Raw genomic sequence first — 18,170 nt, forward strand, 5'->3', positions numbered from 1 at the left:
ACCTACTGGTGTGTCACTTGTATCAGTGTAGTCATCTTTAATGGTATTACCATTGGTATCCTTGTAGTGAACAACGACGCTACCTTTTGGTTTTTCCTTATACACATACGTCACTTCTGTTGTGCCTTCTACTACTTTTCCTATTTCGGAACCTGATGTTGTTAAGCGACCATTCTGATCAACATTTCCTACTGCATAATCTCCAGCTGACACTAATTCATATATTTTGCCATTTTTTTCAATTGTCATTGGACGATTATCTTCATGAGTGTTATAATCTGTTCCTGTTGAAGCTTGATCCATATCTTTAACAGATTCTTTAATCTCTGCTCCATTCTGATCAACATATTTAACTAGAACATCGCCTTTTACAACTTCATAAATGTATGTTACTAATTTGTCCTTATTCGCTTCTGTCACACCGGTTGGTGTATCAGAATCTGCTTTATGCTCAACAAAGCGATAAGTAGCACCATTAAATACGATTCTATTTGGCTTGTATGTGTCAGTCGTTGTATCGTAGCTTGTAGCAATAGGTTCTTTTTGAGAAACTATTTGTGGATCTTTTATAGGATTACCTTGTTTGTCGTAGTAATTTACTGAAACTGTACCTTGTTTACGATAATAATAGACTGTTTCTTTCATTCCCGGTGTTAATGGGTTAAGAAGTGAAAAATTAACTCTCTTCACAGAAACATTTGGATCGGCAGGAGAAGTTACTAGCTGGAAGGTTGTTCCTTGTCTTATGTTTCCAGTTTTTGATCTTTGACCTGGTGATATAGCTTCACTAGTAAATAATACTCGCCATTCTCCCTCTGGATGCTCTATTTGGGAAACAAAAGTTGGCACACCGTCTTTCAAAATAGACCAACCTAAAATCTGTATAACAACATCACCTTGTTCATTAACAATAGTATGCACACGACTATTTGGTCCCTTTGGATCATTATCTTTATAAACCCTTTGTCCACCTACTATAAATGGCCGTCTCAATGTACCATCTTGTGGTTCTCCAGAAACATATTCATAGCCTTCAATCTCACGTTTATGGGAGCCTTCGAACGAATCTCCTTCTTTACCAGTAATCTCATACTTAGCTAACAGCTTGTTTGTTCCTTCTTCTCTATATTGAACAACATTTGTCACTAAACGTGGGACTTCAAAATCTTGACGATGTGCATTTCTTATTGCAAATTGATCTGCCGCCAATAATTCATATTTACCCTCGACATGTGTTGACGGATTTAATGCATATGAACGAAAAACAACCAGATCTCTTGAAATAGCAAAATCAGACTCCACAGTAGCATAGCTAGCTTCCATCCAGAACTGAACATTACTTTGTTTAGAAATGATTGATGGAAGTTGCAGTCTAAATTGTTTAACATCGTCAGCATTGTTAATAGATACAGGTGTCTCCTCTTTATTCAATACCATTCTTGAATACTCTTTTTGTGTATCCTTATCTACAACGCGAATAACAACGCTTTTATTTTCGTCAGCTGTTCTTAGAGTAGACAATGTGACATAATAATTTCCGAATTCCCCATCTTCTTTAAAAGCATCCTTAAATGGTCCATCTGGTCTAAACGGTATCAGATCAATGATACCTATCGTTTGATATCCGGGCGTTGGATCTGGATTAAACCCAGCAAGTCTGTCAGCTGGATATTCAGATGGTGTAATTTTTGCACCATTTTCATCGTTCATGTTCGGGGTTACTAGAGCACCAACTTCTTTATCCACTAGCTTACCAGTAATTTCTGATGCTGTTTCTGGAGATGTTGTTGGTGTGGTAACTTCTTTTTCAATAATTTTTCCTGTAAAACCTTGTAAAGAAGTGTTATTTGCTACATCTTCTTTTAGTTCTCCTGGTACTAAATTACTAGTTGACGTTTCTGAGGAAGCTTCTGAAGATGAACGGAAACTTCTATTCACATTAGTATCCCCAGTTTTTTTGACTTTTATCTCAATTATATTGTCTTGTTTTTCAATAATTTCTTTTGATACTGTTTGCAATTGTCCATCAGCTAGTTCATAGCCTTGGGGTAATTGGTTAACTGTCTCATAAATAGTTGTCTTGGCAACTTCATCATAAGTATCAATAGGGAATAAATGGACAGTTTTTGTTACAATTTCCCCTGTTTGTTCTTCAATATATACTACTTCATATTTTATAGAAGCTCTTCTTTGAGAAACAATAAGATTATGCTCTTCAGCACTAACAAACGTTGTATCCGAAATTTCCTCTGCATCTAGCTTATCTTTTGAAACAGTTGTATCCGAAATCTCCTCTGCACCTAGCTTATCTTTCGAAACAGTTGCATCCGAAATCTCCTCTGCACCTAGCTTATCTTTCGAAACAGTTGCATCCGAAGTAACTATTTCCAACGAAGATCCAGGTCGCTCTGGCTCTTCTGCCTGAACTGTATCAATACCAGTTGATAAGATAGCACCCAAGAACACGCTTGCTAAACCAAAATGATATTTCCGAAGTGCAAAACGTTGTTTCATTGAATACCAATCAAACTTATTTCTGTTATTCTTTTTCAAAAGCGAATACTCCTTTATTTTTTATACACAAATCAGACGTCCTCTATCAAAAAATCGTCAAAACCTATGTTACACCAATAATGATCCCCCCTCTCCCCCAAAACTTTTGTCAACTAATTTGACACAACTCATATAAATAGGTGGGCATCTTTATTTCTCCTTCCATAATCCGTTTGTTTGTAGCCATACTCCTTCATATAGAAGATTAGAAACCTCAGTTACTAAAGCATTCTTTCTTTAGACGATTTAAAATCGCTCTCTTGAGGTAGCCCTACTAGCAATAGTAGAACCAATTGTATTTCGACCTCCTTTATATCAAACCAAACCACCCAGAAACTACGGGTGCCACAAGGACAATCTACCTTACACTCACTGAAATCACCAGTTGATTGCATAGATAACCACTTTTTGACATCTGATTATAATTTCCATTGTAATACCTTCCTATCGCCTGTTCAACACTTGAACAGAATATTGGCAATTCGTCAAAATAAAGTGAAGAAATCTGATTTTTTATTCAACCGAGATAAGCTCTTGAGTGCTTTGAAACATTGATAGTATCGTTTTGATTAACGTTTACTAAATTGTGAAACTTTACGAGCTTTCTCAGGATCTGGCTTTGGATTTTAAAAATCAAATGTAGGCAAAAAACAATTAAATTATAGTTTCTAAACTCATTTTCTTTACCTATAACCCAATTCTACAAATAATGGATTATCAAAAATCTCTTTTCGAAGCTTATGTAATTAATGTGTCTACAAAAAAGGAGGTGGAATGTTATCTTGAGGAAAACAGGAAATAGTACGGTCATTACAATCCCAAATAAAATGAAAGAGGATCTTAGAGACGAAATTGAATTTGTGACTTCGGGAAATAATGTCATCATTCGGAAAGCTGAACCAAAATGTAATTTTGATAAAAACTAGAAAAGCCATGAATCAATACGATGAACTTTTGAAAAAATTAGTGAATAGATGAAATATCTAACTGCTGAAGATATTATTAAAATCAATGTCATGGTCACTGGCAAATATTCTCCTAAGGAACCCATTGGTATTGTCGCTCCAAATAGTCCCCAGAGGATTGTCAAACAGCCAAAACAAAAGATTTTGGAAAAATTCTCTATCCAGATATCGACAGTAAAGTTACTATTATTTGGGGTAACTTGATTAATACTCTTTAAAAAGTGGTTATCAACCTTTAGTTGAAAACCACTTTTTTCTATATCTTAGAACCGGTATTCACAGTTCAACACTTCCATCTAAGACTGTTTTTTAAGTCAAAGTGACAAGATTAAGAAACTACCAAAGACCAGGGGGTATCATTAAAATATCTTCCACTTTTGTTTTTTCTAACAGTATACTGGAGAATTGAGAGGTGGAAGAGATGGCTTGTTATGGGATGGTTACCTATTTTTGATTTTTACAGAGTAGTATAGTTGTTTCGTTTACTTTTAGTACTAGGCAAGGAGCTGCAGGCTGCTTCAACAGTCTAATGACTGTTGAAGGTTGGAAATCATACTGACAATAGTCAGTAACAATCGTAGAGTACAGCAAAGCGAGTTCCAATCCTCTTCCAGATGATTGGAAATTGGAAATAGAGAAACAGAGTTTCCACAATCGTCGAAGTAATAAAAGGTAAACGAAATGAGTATACGTTGTTCAATGATATAGAAAAGAACCTCCTTAATGAATAGCATCTAATGTTTTAGACGATTCATTATAAGTGGTTCTTTTCAGTTAAATGACTATTTTAGGATTGTACAAGCCTAAGCCAACTCAGATTTGGCAATATCCCTTTCTTGGACCAAACAAAGGAAAACTCCAACCGCTAATATTATAATAAATAGCGAAGCAGGGGAAATAAGACAGAGAGTGTTACCAATACAACAACTATTAAGTAAAACAGGGACTGCTTGCTCTTTTCTTTCTCACTCTTTTCATAGCGAGCTTCATTGATTCGTTCTTGAATATCGTTTTCTAGTAGCTCATTTCTTTTCGTCATACTATTGCCTCCATTCTCGACTTTTAGACAAACAAGTCCTGATAATTCTCCACCAATTCTTGACCACTTTCCTTACGCTGCCTCTTGGCTGAATCCTTTAGATTCGATTGGTCCTGTAGCCATAGCGCTAATCTTTCTGATTCTTCAGCAGAGAAAATCGCTTCTGTTAACACAAATCCAGGGTTATGCAAGGTATTTTCAAAACCTGCAATCAAAAGATTATGTTCAAATGCTTGTCTCACCGCTGATAGAATCTCACTACCATGATTGATATCTAAATAAATATCACATCTTTGCAACAATTTTTCTACCTGCTGCGGTGCTACATTCGGATAAAGAGTAACCTGTGGCAGGTCACCATAGGCTGTCAACTTCTGGGACATCTCTGTCAGTGCAGCGATATGGAAGTTGAAATCATATAAGTGAGAAACAAGAGTCTGTAAGCCCTCTAACTGATCTGAGTTGGTCAGAATTAGAATCTCTTTTTGGTTGTGATTCTCTGATTGACTTGGGTAAATATAGCCTAAATAACTCAATTTTTGTTGCTGTTCTGGCGAGAGCATTTGGAGTAGCTTATCATAGCTTTCTTTATCCTGCACGATAATCCGCTTGGTTCGTTTTGCAGCTCCTGATAAAATCAACTGCATATTTCCCGGAACTTGATCGCCAATTTTCTCTTGCCAAAATAGAATATCATCTCCTTCTTCATCCAAATAGTAAGAGATAACAAATGGCGTAGAAAGCGAATTATACCAAATGGCTGAAGTATCTAAGCCTGCCTCCTTAAAGTAAAACAAGAAGAAGTCTGAACGGCTTTCAAAGGTATGAACTTTTTCTTTCCAATAGAGAAAAATAAGACCAGTTTGAAGGTTTTCTACAATTACTTCCTGTCCAGATTCTCGATAATACTTTTTGTAAATAACTTGTTCTTCTTCATTCAAGTAACTCTTGGCATACAACCAGCCATATTGGTTATAATGATCTGTCCGATACACCTTTTGATTTGCTGATAGCCAATCAACATCTTTTACAAGACGCAGATGCTTTGGTTCATGGTAATAGATGTTTGCTTTCTTTTCGTCAAAATTCCAGATTTCACCCTGTGTGTTGGTTCCTGTAATTTGCCAAAAATCAGGTACCATTACTTGGTTAAAATAGCGAGGAAGGGTGTCTCCTTCTTCCATTCCACAAAAGAAAGAATAAGGAGAAGTAAGCCCTTCTGGCAGACAGCCATCATCATTGACCACAACTCCGAGGCCAGTAAAACCTGCTGCTTTAAGAGAAGCATATAAGTCACGTGTCGCAAGACTTAACCAATCAAATAATGCTATCATCTGTCATCTCCTTTACAAACTGTGTCCATACTTCCTCCAAATGTTGATGCAAGAAACGCTCCGCCACTCGATAAGATGCAACATGTGCCTGCTCTTGATTCATTTCACTGTAATACCGGCAAATTCTCTCTGCAAAGGCTAGGGACATTTGCTGACTATCATCTGGCTCTTGACGTTTGATCAAATAGCCATTTATCCCATCTTCAACAAAAGTCTGATTACCATAGGGCACATCCAGTCCAATTAGGGGCAAACCAGACCCTACTGCCTCCATCAAGGTTAGGCCAAAGCCTTCACTCGTTGAAGCAGTCAAATACAGTTCATAGTCTTTATAAATCTCTGATAGATTCTGGTGCCCCTTGAGCTGAATGTAGTCCTCCGCATGATTATCTTGAATAATTTGCGTTAACTTACTGCGTTCACCGCCCTCACCATAAATATCAAAAGTGAGTTCTGGTAACGTTTTACGTGCTAAAATCACTGCTTGAACGAGCCAATCAATATGCTTTTCACTTGCTAAGCGAGATCCTGTTATCATCGCATAACGTTTTCTTTCCATTTCTGGCTGACGTAATTCCTCCAGGCTCCCAACTGGAATGACATAAATCTTTGGTTTATGGGAGGTATAGGTTTGGAACTGTTGTTCTAAAACTTCTTTTTGCCGTTGCGTTGACACTATAAAAACGTCAATCTTATCTGCATTAGTAAATTGGTACTCATAATAGTTATTCCAAAGAATATTGTGTTCATCCGTTCCTGCAACACTGAAATGTTCTGCATGAATAACGACACCTAATCTTGCAGCACCACGATATTGTAACACTGCTTGACCAATACCCGTTGAACGATCGAGAAGCAGGATATCTGTTGATGTCAAGTTCAAACTTTCTAGCATATAGGCTATAAGGTCTTCTTTTGACTGACAAATACGGTCTTTAAAACAGAAAATGCTTGATTTTCCTTGTTGAATTTCCTCATATGCCACACTACCATCTTCATTAAAGAAACTACGCTGAGATAGTTGGGGAGTATCACCTTGTGGCATATAGTATTCGCTGAAAATTTTAGTGTAGCTATAATAATCCTTGCGAAGTAATTTTCCTTTTGCTACATATTCAACCCGTTGAACATACTGTTCTTCTTCGCCACAAAGAGCTGCATTCACATATAAATCTTGACCTTCAAAATGATAGCGAACTAATTGGTGACCAGTCTCTATTTTTTTAATCGGTCGCCCAAAGGTCGCCTCCAGCTGGGTACGTGTATAAGTGGTTGGAGCCACTTTTACATCTGTAAAAAAGCCATACAACCAAATAATTTCTTCATCTTGAAAGCCAATATTGCTGGTAAAATGTTGGAGATTTTCAGATTGGAACATATCTGTAAAAATGAATTTAGCTGGGATATCTAATTCTCTAAGGACTGTAGCCCGATACGCCTGGGCATATTCTACACCACTACTTGCCCAACCAATTCCCAAATTGATATTATAAACTGTCATACTTTCTCTCTTTATACAAAATAAATTGAATAGCCGTCTTTACTATTTCCTTCAATACTGCTCAACATTACATTCCTTACAATCAAATGTTTTACACTCATTCTCATTTGTTCATAAGAAAGTAGGGACTCTCGGTAATATTCTGTGATAGAATCACGCTGACCGATCTGTCGCATGACTACAAAACTCTTCAATTGTTGCAGGTTATCAACTTGCTCAATCCAACAAGTATCAATTGCGCGTAATACCGACAAGCGTAAAAATTCAGCAAACTGTTCGTCTGTTTTCAGGACTTCACGCTTGTTCTGCAGTTCTTCTTGATACAAGATCCATAAGTACTTTTTTAAGTTTTGCAAGGACGCCAGGTCCTGCTCTGAAAGATGCTGAGGGTGATAGCTATAGTTTTCTAAAATGTACCGCCGAAACTCTTCTAAAGTTAGCTTAGGATGTTGGTGCAGGTAGTCATCAATTGCCTCTTCAAAAATACGGTCAACCTGAGTACTAAGTAAGGTATCTTCATAAATCAGTTCGTCTCGAAGGGCATAAATTTTATTTCGTTGCACACGTAGAGTCTCATCAAAGCGTACTGTTGAGTCACGCGCAGTCATCGCCTTATCTTCACTTTTGGTCTGAGCAAGACGGATGATTCTCTGGTATCTGCGTCCTTTTAATGGCTGACCATAATTCGAACGCTCAGCATGATTCTGCTTCTCAAAATAGTTATTAACCCATTTTCCACCATGCTGAATCAACAATTCATCTTCCAAAGAAACAAAGAATTGACTGAGCCCGGGATCTCCCTGTCGACCTGCACGACCTCGTAACTGCCAATCAATTCGACTATTTGGCATACGTTCCGTTCCAACCACAGCCAAACCTCCTAGTTCAGCAACTCCTTCTCCTAGCTTAATATCCGTTCCACGACCAGCTAAAGAGGTCGCTACGGTCACCGTTCCTTTACGGCCTGCTTCTTTGATAATGAGTGCCTCTTTTGCTGTATTTTTTGCAGTTAATACGCTATGAGGAATCCCTTCTTGTAAGAGCATGCGGGAATAAATTTCTGCAATATCTACCGTTCCTGAAATCAATAGGACTGGTTGCCCTTTTTCATGCAGTTCCTTGACATAAGAAAGCGTAGCATGAAGTTTTTCTGGCAAGGTAACATACACCTTATCTGGATAATCAATCCGTTTAATAGGAGTATTTGTGGGAATCACCATGACAGAAACACGATAGGTGGAAATCAATTCATCTTCTGCCAACTTTCCAGTTCCCGTCATTCCCGCTAGCCTTGGAAACATATTAAACAAACTTTGATAGGTGACCGAAGCCATCGAGCGTGAATCCTTGGTCTTTTTAACACCTTCTTTTGTTTCAATCGCTTGATGGATACCCGATTGCAAACGAGTCCCTTTTAAAATCCGTCCTGTGCGATTATCCAACAGTTGCACTTCATCATCCATTACGACATAATCCACATCTTTTTGATGGAGATGTTGGGCACGGAGTGCTAGATTGATGTGGCGATTGAGTTCAAAGTACCGATCTTCATAAAGATCTGCAATATTAAAAAATTCTTCTGCATATCGGCTTCCTTTTTCAGTCAGATACACTATTTTTTCTTCTTGATTCACATGATACTCTTCATCTTTTTGAAGTGTCAAGACAAACTGATTGGATACATCATAAAGATTTGATTGAACCCGAGGGGAGCCAGAAATGATTAAAGGTGTTTGTGCACTATCTAATAAAACAGCATCTGCCTCATCAACAATCACATAATGAAATGGTCGCAGAAATTTATCTTTTTTATCAGCTGCTAAGTTCTCAGCTAAGTAGTCAAATCCAAGGGCAGTACTGGTCGTATAGGTGATATCGGCATCATAGACAGCACGTTTTATTTCAACATCCACCTCTTCACCTTCTTCAAATACACCTATTCCGACAGTCAGCCCCATAAAACGGTAGACCTGTCCCATTTCCTCGGCATCACGACGTGCTAAATATTCGTTTGTCGTAACCAAGATAGCTCCTTTTCCTAGTAAGGCATTGAGATAAAGAGGAAGCGTTGCAGTCAAGGTTTTTCCTTCTCCAGTTTTCATCTCAGCAATATAACCTTGATGCAAGGCTAAACCACCTAATACCTGAACATCAAACGGAAACATCCCTAAGATTCGCTTATCTGCTTCCCGCATTACTGCAAAAGCTTCTACAGTTAGGCTATCTAAACTTTCTCCATTTTGCAGGCGTTGGCGAAATTCCTGCGTCTTTGCAGCCAAGGCATCGTCTGATAAGTGGCTCATTGTCGGAGCAAGCGCGTTGATTTTGTTTAGAGTTCGTCTTAATTCTCGTAATTTCATCCGATTGATGAATGAATTTTTTTCTTTTATTGACACATTCACTTCCTCATTATACTATTTGAATCAAGGATTTGACAAATTGGAGTTCTTCTGGCAGTTGCTTTTCTGTATACTGCCTTTGTAATGGGGCTTTCCCCTTTACCTCCATCGGCTGCCCTTCTTGGTATAAACGCATTTCTTTAAAGCAAAATTCCGTACAACCCGCACTAAAAATGGAAATGGTGTAGGAAAAGGTATCAGATGGACAGGTAAATTTTTCTTCCCCTTGTCTCAATACCTTGGACAAAATCTTTTCGTTTTGACGATTGAAAAAATCAAGCTGGGTAAAAATCCGTCCTGCTGGCTTTGTGCTTATATCCCGTTCCAAAAAGTATGTCTGATTCGGTATCAGCAAAGGTAAATCTGGGCTGCGTCTGTTTCCCTGATAATGCGTCTTGGATATAAATTTCACAATAGGCTTCCCCGAAGCGAGTCGAGGATTTTGAAACAAGACGGACTCGCCTGAAAAGTCAATCAAAGAACCATATAAATAAGCTGAACCGCTATGTACCTCTTGCCAATGAATGGTAGCTAGTAAGTTCTTTATCATGAATACTTCCTTCCATATCCTTTTTCTAGTAAGTTCACATATTGTCTCATAAACCACTTATTGATTGCACTACTATTGTCATTGTGCCGACCTTCATAGCCTTTCGTATAAATATGAGCCTGTTTATCTGAAAGATGCTCAATCAGGCGATGGGCAGCTTGGCCATCATAATCATCATTTTCCATATAAGCAATCGCAAAATTGGTGTGAGGAAAATCAGACTGGGAAAAGGTATCCCAGAATTTTTGATTTAGCTGTTCGATATGCTCTTCCTGACTCCCACCAGTAATATTTAATAAGACATCCGCACTGGTTTCAAATTCATCTGGTCGTTTTAATTTCATCCCTGCTACTGTATCTCCGACATTGGTAAAGGGTTTTCCAACGATAACTCCATAGGGATTAAAATGAGAAGCATAATAGAGCGCCCCAAAGGTTCCCATTGATAGCCCAGAGAGAATCAAATCAGAAGAAGTGAAACCTAAATAATCCAAGGATTCCTGAATAGCAGCCTGGATGGCTCTCTCCAAGTTCTCAGTACCACTATAAAAACCACCCCCTTCTAAGCGAGGATCTCCAATCAGCATGAAAGGAGCCTTGAGTGACTTCATAATTCCAAATCCTTCAAAGCCTTCAGCTGATCGAAAACCAGAAAAATATACATTCATAGGGGGCTTCATATCACCAGGATTGAAATAATAGATAAATTCTTGGCGCTTTTCGTCATTATAGCGTTCGCCTCCTAGTACAAAACGACCTAGTCCCATTCTTGAATACCGCCAGTGCAGGGGACCAAAACTTAGTTTTCCGCTTCCCTTAGCATATACTGTTACCGCATAAAAACCAGCCTCTTCGTCCGGAGCTAAAATATAGGGCTCTTCCAGATCTTTCTCGCTTAGTAAGATAGGCTCCATCATATCATAAATACTCCCACGCCGCATGGGGGTTAACTCTAAGCGGATATGAGTATTTCCTAGTACTTTAATATACTCCAGCCATAATTCCAAGGCAACTGAGAAAGTACTAAGATTGTAACGAAAGGAAAACAGGGGCTCAAAATCCTCTCCAAAATGACCGTCAAAACTAACAGACACATGCCCCTCATACCTTACTTTTCCTGTAAACTGCGGATTCACATCAATTTCAGGTAGTTTTAGTTTTGCCCCGTATTGACTACTAAATAAGGTCAAATGGAGAAAATTTACAATGTCCTCTTTCGTTCCAGCTACTTCTAATTCACGCAACACTTTGCGTCGAAAGATGCCGTGTGGCTGTTCACTTTTTAAATTCAAACCAGAAAGATGATATAGCCCATAAGCCTCAATCATATTCATTAAAGGCTCTAGGTCTGCTTCTTTCGTCTCATCTGTGATGAAAACCGCATCAAAACGTAGGCGAACTTTTGGAGGCTCCTCTCCTTCTTTCGCTTTTGGAAGCTTCGCTAAGGCTAATTCTTTCTGCTCTTCTAAAAAGTGGGGAATATCTTCTGATCGACTAAATAGCCATTCTAAATCCTCTGGAAAGCGTTCAACCTCTTCAGCCCAATCAGCCTGCCCAATTTGTAAAATCTTCATATACGATTAGTCCTTTTCTAGTAAGTCTTTCCATTGCGCCAAGATACGTCCACTAGTATAGTCTGCCATTTTTTGTATCGCATAGACCAAAGAAGCATTCCAGTTGGCCAAGCCATCAAAATAATGATGAATGGCCGTTTGCAAATCGTCACTACTCTCCAAAACCCAGCCATTTTGCTTGTGGCTGACATAATCCGTTTCTACACGATGAATTTGTGGGATTCCAGCACTGATACTTGCAATTTGCGTATAAAGATCCGGCTCTTCTCCCAAATCTAACACTAGACGGGCTGTATCTAATGCCTCAATGATTTGATTTTCATCACTAAAACAATCAAAGTCCATTCGGCTCAGCTCTAATTCTTGATCTTCTTCTAGCTGATTTTCTCCTGTATCCTCTGCCAGAACATAGAAATGCTCCTGCTCAAATCGGTTTTCAATTTGGCTGCACACCCATTCTTTTAATTGGGACAGGGGAAATTGACGGTTAAAGGTAACAACTTTTAATGCAATCAATGGATTTTGATCCATCATCTCTAAAATTGATAAAAGGCTAGCCTCTAACAAGTCCTGAGCAATGGTATCAATATAAAAATAGATGATTAACTCTTTGACCATTTGACTGTGTCCTAGCCGTAATCGTGTGTCAAAGGGTGAAATCCGTGTAACTGCCACATCATCTTTTTGGAGGGTGCGCAATGATTCAAGCAAACGCTTTTCTTCCTTTTCGGTGTCCACAACCAATAAGTCAGCAGCTTGGGCAATGGATGATAATAAAGGTAGGTTGCTGACATCATAACGATCTGCAAAGAAAGAGAATACCTTCTGTTGTTCGCTAAAACTTTCTAGCAGCAGGTCATTATGCTGGATATGGCTGGCAATGAGGACAACATCATTCGGTGTCATTTGTTTTTGTTTTAGTACAGATAAGCGCTCTAGCAGTAATTCTTCCCAATTTTTATACAAATACTTTTGAAACTGATGATCTGAAAAGCGATTGACCTCAATTTCAGAACGTTCAGCTGATAGATGCTCACGAATCTGCCAGACACCATTTGGGTTTAGATAGTCTTGATGGCTCTTTCTCCCATCTTCTTGATGGTACAAAATACTGGATAAAAAGCCTCTGTCATCAAAGAAATACTGTTTATCAGAGTGCCCCTCTTTTTGAAAATCAACGGAGAAAAGGTTACCGTTCTCGGCAAAATGGATATAAGCCAATAGTACATCCCCTCTTTTTGCGACAACAGCAAATGGCGTGTACAAAAAGCGCGTACCTTTCGGCCACTGTAGTTCCTTAAACGAAATTGGCTTGACTGATTGTACTGAGATATTCTGCACATCATCGAAAAAAGACCAATAATCTACCCCTAGTAAATCCTGCTTGTGCAAAAAATACCGTAACTGCGGTTGATAATTTAAAATCAATAAGCAAGAGGGTTCTTTTGTGTTTTGAAACATCTTAACCTGATTCACAGTATCATCAAAGGTCATCCGTTCAAAAACACGAAACCAGAAAGGGGTATCATCGTACCATGGTCGCTCTTGATTATACCAAGCCGGAATAAAATAAAACATAAGTCGCTCCTAAATTAGATTCTTGTATTTTTTCCAATTTTGTAACATGTTAACCTGCTCAATCACCCCTAATAATAAACTAGAAATAATAAAAACGTTACTGATGAGCAAAGCCAAGCTGACATTCTCTGTTGTACCATTTTGTAATACAATCACAAGGAGAGGCAAACCACCTATCAAAATCACAAAAATAGCTCCAAATTGTGCTAGAATATTGATTTTTCGTTGGATATATTTTCTGGTCTCTTCACCTGGTCGAATTTTTTCAATATAATCCCCATTGTTCCGCATATTTTTAGCAATATCAAAGGCGTCATAATTATAGTAAGAAAAACCAATGGCTAAGATATATAGCAATACGATATAAAGGAGGACACCTGGTACTCTTGATACCCCAATATTCGTCGCTAAAAAGAGAAGGGTTGGATTATCTGGAAAGAGGATCAATAGAGCACTAATCACATATGGAGGCAATAACATCATGGTCATACCATACATAAAGGGCATTGCCCCAGCTGGTGTAATACGAATAGGAAGGTAGCTTCCTTTATTGTAGGAATTGTTAACTCCTACTCGTTTAATAGGGATTCGGTACTCTGCCCTGTAAAAAATAACAGTTATCACCACAAGAACAAACCAACAGAGAGTAAAGAATGCCAAATTTTGCCCAATCTCATTGGTAAATCCATTTTCTATATATTTACGAATGTTTTCTATGAAAGAGAGAATCATATTGACCAAAATAATGACCGTCATCCCCCCTAGACCCTTACGGCTATTAACCGTTCCCAACCAAGTTAGGACAAAGGAACCTGCAATCAGGAGAAAGATTGTGATGGCTCGAGCCCAAAAAAGCCCACTTGCCCCTAAATCTTGAAAAATAGAAAATTGTACATTGTTTGTCAATCCGAAAGCCTGAATCCCTCCAATGACTATCGTCAATAACATCCGATAACGATGTAACTGAACTCCTGTAATTTGTTTAAATATTCCAAAGACAGTGAAAAATCGCCAAATGATCATGCCCGTCATCCATGGGCTCAATCCCAATGTAAACATCGTCATATTGCTAAAGTTTGCTCCTGTTACAGAGGCCAAATTATTGACTAAATCAATATTTGCTACCTGCTTCAAGGCTTCTTGATTGCCCGAGACAGTCGTAAGCGGCAACATTCTCCCAAACATATAAATGAGTATAATGATTAAGGTCCAAATGAGTTTAGGAAAAATTAGCGCACGCTGCCATTTTTTTTTGATTTCTACCAACATGTTTTTTAGCTCCTGACTTCCTTCATGTCCTTTGCTTTCTATTATAACATGGAAATAGCCATTCTTACAGAATGGCTATTCCATTTAGCTTACTTATTCTTCATCAGTTGCTTTTTTCTTTTTCTTTTTGGCGAAAAGTGCTCCTAAGAAGAGACCTGCTCCAAGAATACCAGCTGTTGATGAGTTGTTTTCTCCAGTATTTGGTAAGCGACGAAGCTCACGTCGTCCGCTCGCTGTTTCTGACACAGATTCGCTTACAGATTCTGAAATAGATTCTGATACTGACTCGCTTACAGATTCTGAGATAGATTCTGATACTGACTCACTTACAGATTCTGACACAGATTCGCTTACAGATTCTGAGATGGATTCTGAAACAGACTCACTTACAGATTCTGAGATAGACTCGGATACTGACTCGCTTACAGATTCTGAAATGGACTCGGATACTGACTCACTTACGGATTCTGATACAGATTCGCTCACTGATTCTGAAATAGATTCTGACACAGATTCGCTTACAGATTCTGAAATGGACTCTGATACGGATTCACTTACGGATTCTGAGATGGATTCTGACACAGACTCACTTACAGATTCTGAAATAGATTCTGACACAGACTCGCTTACAGATTCTGAGATGGATTCTGAAACAGACTCACTTACAGATTCTGAGATAGACTCTGATACTGACTCGCTCACTGATTCTGAGATGGATTCTGATACTGACTCACTTACGGATTCTGAGATGGATTCTGATACAGATTCGCTCACTGATTCTGAGATGGATTCTGACACAGACTCACTTACAGATTCTGAAATAGATTCTGACACAGACTCGCTTACAGATTCTGAGATGGATTCTGAAACAGACTCACTTACAGATTCTGAAATGGACTCTGATACTGACTCGCTTACGGATTCTGAGATGGACTCGGAAACAGATTCGCTCACTGATTCACTGATGGATTCTGAAACAGATTCACTTACAGATTCTGAGATGGACTCTGATACTGACTCGCTTACAGATTCTGAGATGGATTCTGATACAGACTCACTTACGGATTCTGAGATGGATTCTGAAACAGACTCACTTACGGATTCTGAGATGGATTCTGACACAGACTCACTTACGGATTCTGAGATAGACTCTGATACTGACTCGCTTACAGATTCTGATACAGACTCACTTACGGATTCTGAGATGGATTCTGAAACAGACTCACTTACAGATTCTGAGATGGATTCTGAAACAGACTCACTGACAGATTCTGAGATGGACTCGGAAACAGATTCACTTACAGATTCTGAGATGGACTCTGATACTGACTCGCTTACAGATTCTGAGATGGATTCTGATACAGACTCGCTTACAGATTCTGAGATGGATTCAGAGACTGATTCTGATACGGACTCGCTTACAGATTCTGAAATGGACTCGGATACGGATTCACTTACAGATTCTGAGATGGATTCTGACACAGACTCACTTACAGATTCTGATACAGACTCGCTTACAGATTCTGAGATGGACTCGGATACTGACTCGCTTACAGATTCTGAGATGGACTCGGATACTGACTCGCTTACAGATTCTGAGATGGATTCTGAGACTGACTCACTTACGGATTCTGAGATGGACTCAGACACAGACTCGCTTACGGATTCTGAGATGGATTCTGATACAGATTCGCTCACTGATTCACTGATGGATTCTGAAACAGATTCACTTACAGATTCTGAGATAGATTCTGATACTGACTCGCTTACAGATTCTGACACAGACTCACTTACAGATTCTGAGATGGATTCTGATACAGATTCGCTCACTGATTCACTGATGGATTCTGAAACAGATTCACTTACAGATTCTGAGATAGATTCTGATACTGACTCGCTTACAGATTCTGAAATGGACTCGGATACTGATTCGCTTACGGATTCTGAGATTGACTCAGAGACTGACTCGCTTACAGATTCTGAGATTGACTCAGAGACTGACTCGCTTACAGATTCTGAGATGGATTCTGATACTGACTCACTTACAGATTCTGAAATGGACTCGGATACCGACTCGCTTACAGATTCTGAGATGGACTCGGATACTGATTCGCTTACAGATTCTGAGATAGACTCTGATACTGACTCACTTACAGATTCTGAGATGGATTCTGACACAGACTCGCTTATAGATTCTGAAATAGATTCTGAAACAGACTCACTTACTGATTCTGAAATAGATTCTGACACAGACTCACTTACGGATTCTGAGATGGATTCTGATACAGATTCACTTACAGATTCTGAGATAGACTCTGATACTGACTCACTTACAGATTCTGAAATAGACTCTGATACTGACTCGCTTACAGATTCTGAGATGGATTCTGATACGGATTCACTTACAGATTCTGAGATGGATTCTGACACAGACTCACTTACAGATTCTGAGATGGACTCTGATACTGACTCGCTTACAGATTCTGAGATGGATTCTGATACGGACTCGCTTACAGATTCTGAGATGGACTCTGATACAGATTCACTTACGGATTCTGAGATAGACTCTGATACTGACTCACTTACAGATTCTGAGATAGACTCTGACACAGACTCGCTTACAGATTCTGAGATAGACTCTGACACAGACTCGCTTACTGATTCTGAAACTGACTCTGATACTGATTCGCTTACGGATTCTGAGATAGACTCTGAAACTGATTCGCTTACAGATTCTGAGATAGACTCTGATACTGACTCACTTACAGATTCTGAGATAGATTCAGAGACTGATTCGCTTACGGATTCTGAGATAGACTCTGACACAGACTCGCTTACTGATTCTGAGATGGACTCTGATACTGACTCGCTTACTGATTCTGAAACTGACTCTGAAACTGATTCGCTTACGGATTCTGAGATAGACTCTGAAACAGATTCACTTACAGATTCTGAGATAGACTCTGATACAGATTCGCTCACTGATTCGCTTACGGATTCTGAGATAGATTCTGACACAGACTCACTTACAGATTCTGAGATGGATTCTGATACTGACTCGCTTACAGATTCTGATACTGACTCTGAAACTGATTCGCTTACGGATTCTGAGATAGACTCTGAAACAGATTCACTTACAGATTCTGAGATGGACTCTGATACTGACTCACTTACAGATTCTGAGATGGACTCTGATACTGACTCACTTACAGATTCTGAGATAGATTCAGAGACTGACTCGCTTACAGATTCTGAGATAGACTCTGATACTGACTCACTTACAGATTCTGATACAGATTCACTTACGGATTCTGAGATAGACTCTGATACTGACTCACTTACAGATTCACTGATGGATTCAGAAACTGATTCGCTTACGGATTCTGAGATAGATTCAGAGACTGACTC

General features: G+C 38.9%; 11 protein-coding genes. 1 reads left to right on the forward strand and 10 read right to left on the reverse strand.

Going from position 1 to position 18,170, the window contains the following annotated elements:
- A partial coding sequence (locus ACVPON_RS09895; protein ID WP_462878464.1) for a MucBP domain-containing protein occupies positions 1–2,553 on the reverse strand: 2,553 nt, incomplete at its 3' end.
- Positions 2,554–3,527: 974 nt separating this feature from the next.
- Here ACVPON_RS09895 and ACVPON_RS09900 point away from each other — a divergent pair.
- Positions 3,528–3,722, forward strand: a complete 195-nt coding sequence (locus ACVPON_RS09900) for a hypothetical protein (RefSeq protein ID WP_462878465.1) — start codon at positions 3,528–3,530, stop codon at positions 3,720–3,722.
- A 667-nt stretch (positions 3,723–4,389) separates the two neighbouring features.
- Here ACVPON_RS09900 and ACVPON_RS09905 read toward each other — a convergent pair.
- The 9 genes from ACVPON_RS09905 to ACVPON_RS09945 form a co-directional block, all read right to left on the reverse strand.
- The gene (locus ACVPON_RS09905) at positions 4,390–4,557 is read right to left on the reverse strand and encodes a hypothetical protein (protein WP_462878466.1); all 168 of its coding nucleotides are present in this window, start codon (positions 4,555–4,557) and stop codon (positions 4,390–4,392) included.
- 23 nt (positions 4,558–4,580) lie between these two features.
- The gene (gene gtfB / locus ACVPON_RS09910; RefSeq protein WP_462878467.1) at positions 4,581–5,891 is read right to left on the reverse strand and encodes an accessory Sec system glycosylation chaperone GtfB; all 1,311 of its coding nucleotides are present in this window, start codon (positions 5,889–5,891) and stop codon (positions 4,581–4,583) included.
- Complete coding sequence (gene gtfA / locus ACVPON_RS09915; RefSeq protein WP_462878468.1) at positions 5,875–7,392, reverse strand: accessory Sec system glycosyltransferase GtfA; 1,518 nt, start codon at positions 7,390–7,392, stop codon at positions 5,875–5,877. The genes gtfB and gtfA overlap by 17 nt, the downstream gene beginning before the upstream one ends.
- A gap of 11 nt (positions 7,393–7,403) precedes the next feature.
- The gene (gene secA2 / locus ACVPON_RS09920; protein ID WP_462878474.1) at positions 7,404–9,782 is read right to left on the reverse strand and encodes an accessory Sec system translocase SecA2; all 2,379 of its coding nucleotides are present in this window, start codon (positions 9,780–9,782) and stop codon (positions 7,404–7,406) included.
- Between the two features lie 19 nt (positions 9,783–9,801).
- On the reverse strand, positions 9,802–10,341 hold the full coding sequence (gene asp3, locus ACVPON_RS09925) for an accessory Sec system protein Asp3 (RefSeq protein ID WP_462878469.1): 540 nt from the start codon (positions 10,339–10,341) through the stop codon (positions 9,802–9,804).
- Complete coding sequence (gene asp2, locus ACVPON_RS09930) at positions 10,338–11,915, reverse strand: accessory Sec system protein Asp2 (protein WP_462878470.1); 1,578 nt, start codon at positions 11,913–11,915, stop codon at positions 10,338–10,340. Before asp2 ends, asp3 begins: the two co-directional genes overlap by 4 nt.
- A gap of 6 nt (positions 11,916–11,921) precedes the next feature.
- Complete coding sequence (gene asp1, locus ACVPON_RS09935) at positions 11,922–13,493, reverse strand: accessory Sec system protein Asp1 (RefSeq protein ID WP_462878471.1); 1,572 nt, start codon at positions 13,491–13,493, stop codon at positions 11,922–11,924.
- Between the two features lie 9 nt (positions 13,494–13,502).
- Positions 13,503–14,762 carry an accessory Sec system protein translocase subunit SecY2 gene (secY2, locus tag ACVPON_RS09940; protein ID WP_462878472.1) on the reverse strand — a complete coding sequence of 420 codons (1,260 nt, stop codon included), beginning with the start codon at positions 14,760–14,762 and terminating at the stop codon, positions 13,503–13,505.
- Positions 14,763–14,855: 93 nt separating this feature from the next.
- Positions 14,856–17,780, reverse strand: a complete 2,925-nt coding sequence (locus ACVPON_RS09945) for a DUF445 family protein (protein WP_462878475.1) — start codon at positions 17,778–17,780, stop codon at positions 14,856–14,858.
- Between the last annotated feature and the right edge of the window lie 390 nt (positions 17,781–18,170).

The organism is Streptococcus sp. 1F3 (genome assembly GCF_054968985.1).

Coding starts and splice junctions, on each gene's coding strand:
- ACVPON_RS09900 (WP_462878465.1), top strand. CDS start 3,528: ATGAAATATCTAACTGCTGAAGATATTATTAAAATCAATGTCATGGTC.
- ACVPON_RS09905 (WP_462878466.1), bottom strand. CDS start 4,557: ATGACGAAAAGAAATGAGCTACTAGAAAACGATATTCAAGAACGAATC.
- gtfB (WP_462878467.1), bottom strand. CDS start 5,891: ATGATAGCATTATTTGATTGGTTAAGTCTTGCGACACGTGACTTATAT.
- gtfA (WP_462878468.1), bottom strand. CDS start 7,392: ATGACAGTTTATAATATCAATTTGGGAATTGGTTGGGCAAGTAGTGGT.
- asp3 (WP_462878469.1), bottom strand. CDS start 10,341: ATGATAAAGAACTTACTAGCTACCATTCATTGGCAAGAGGTACATAGC.
- asp2 (WP_462878470.1), bottom strand. CDS start 11,915: ATGAAGATTTTACAAATTGGGCAGGCTGATTGGGCTGAAGAGGTTGAA.
- asp1 (WP_462878471.1), bottom strand. CDS start 13,493: ATGTTTTATTTTATTCCGGCTTGGTATAATCAAGAGCGACCATGGTAC.
- secY2 (WP_462878472.1), bottom strand. CDS start 14,762: ATGTTGGTAGAAATCAAAAAAAAATGGCAGCGTGCGCTAATTTTTCCT.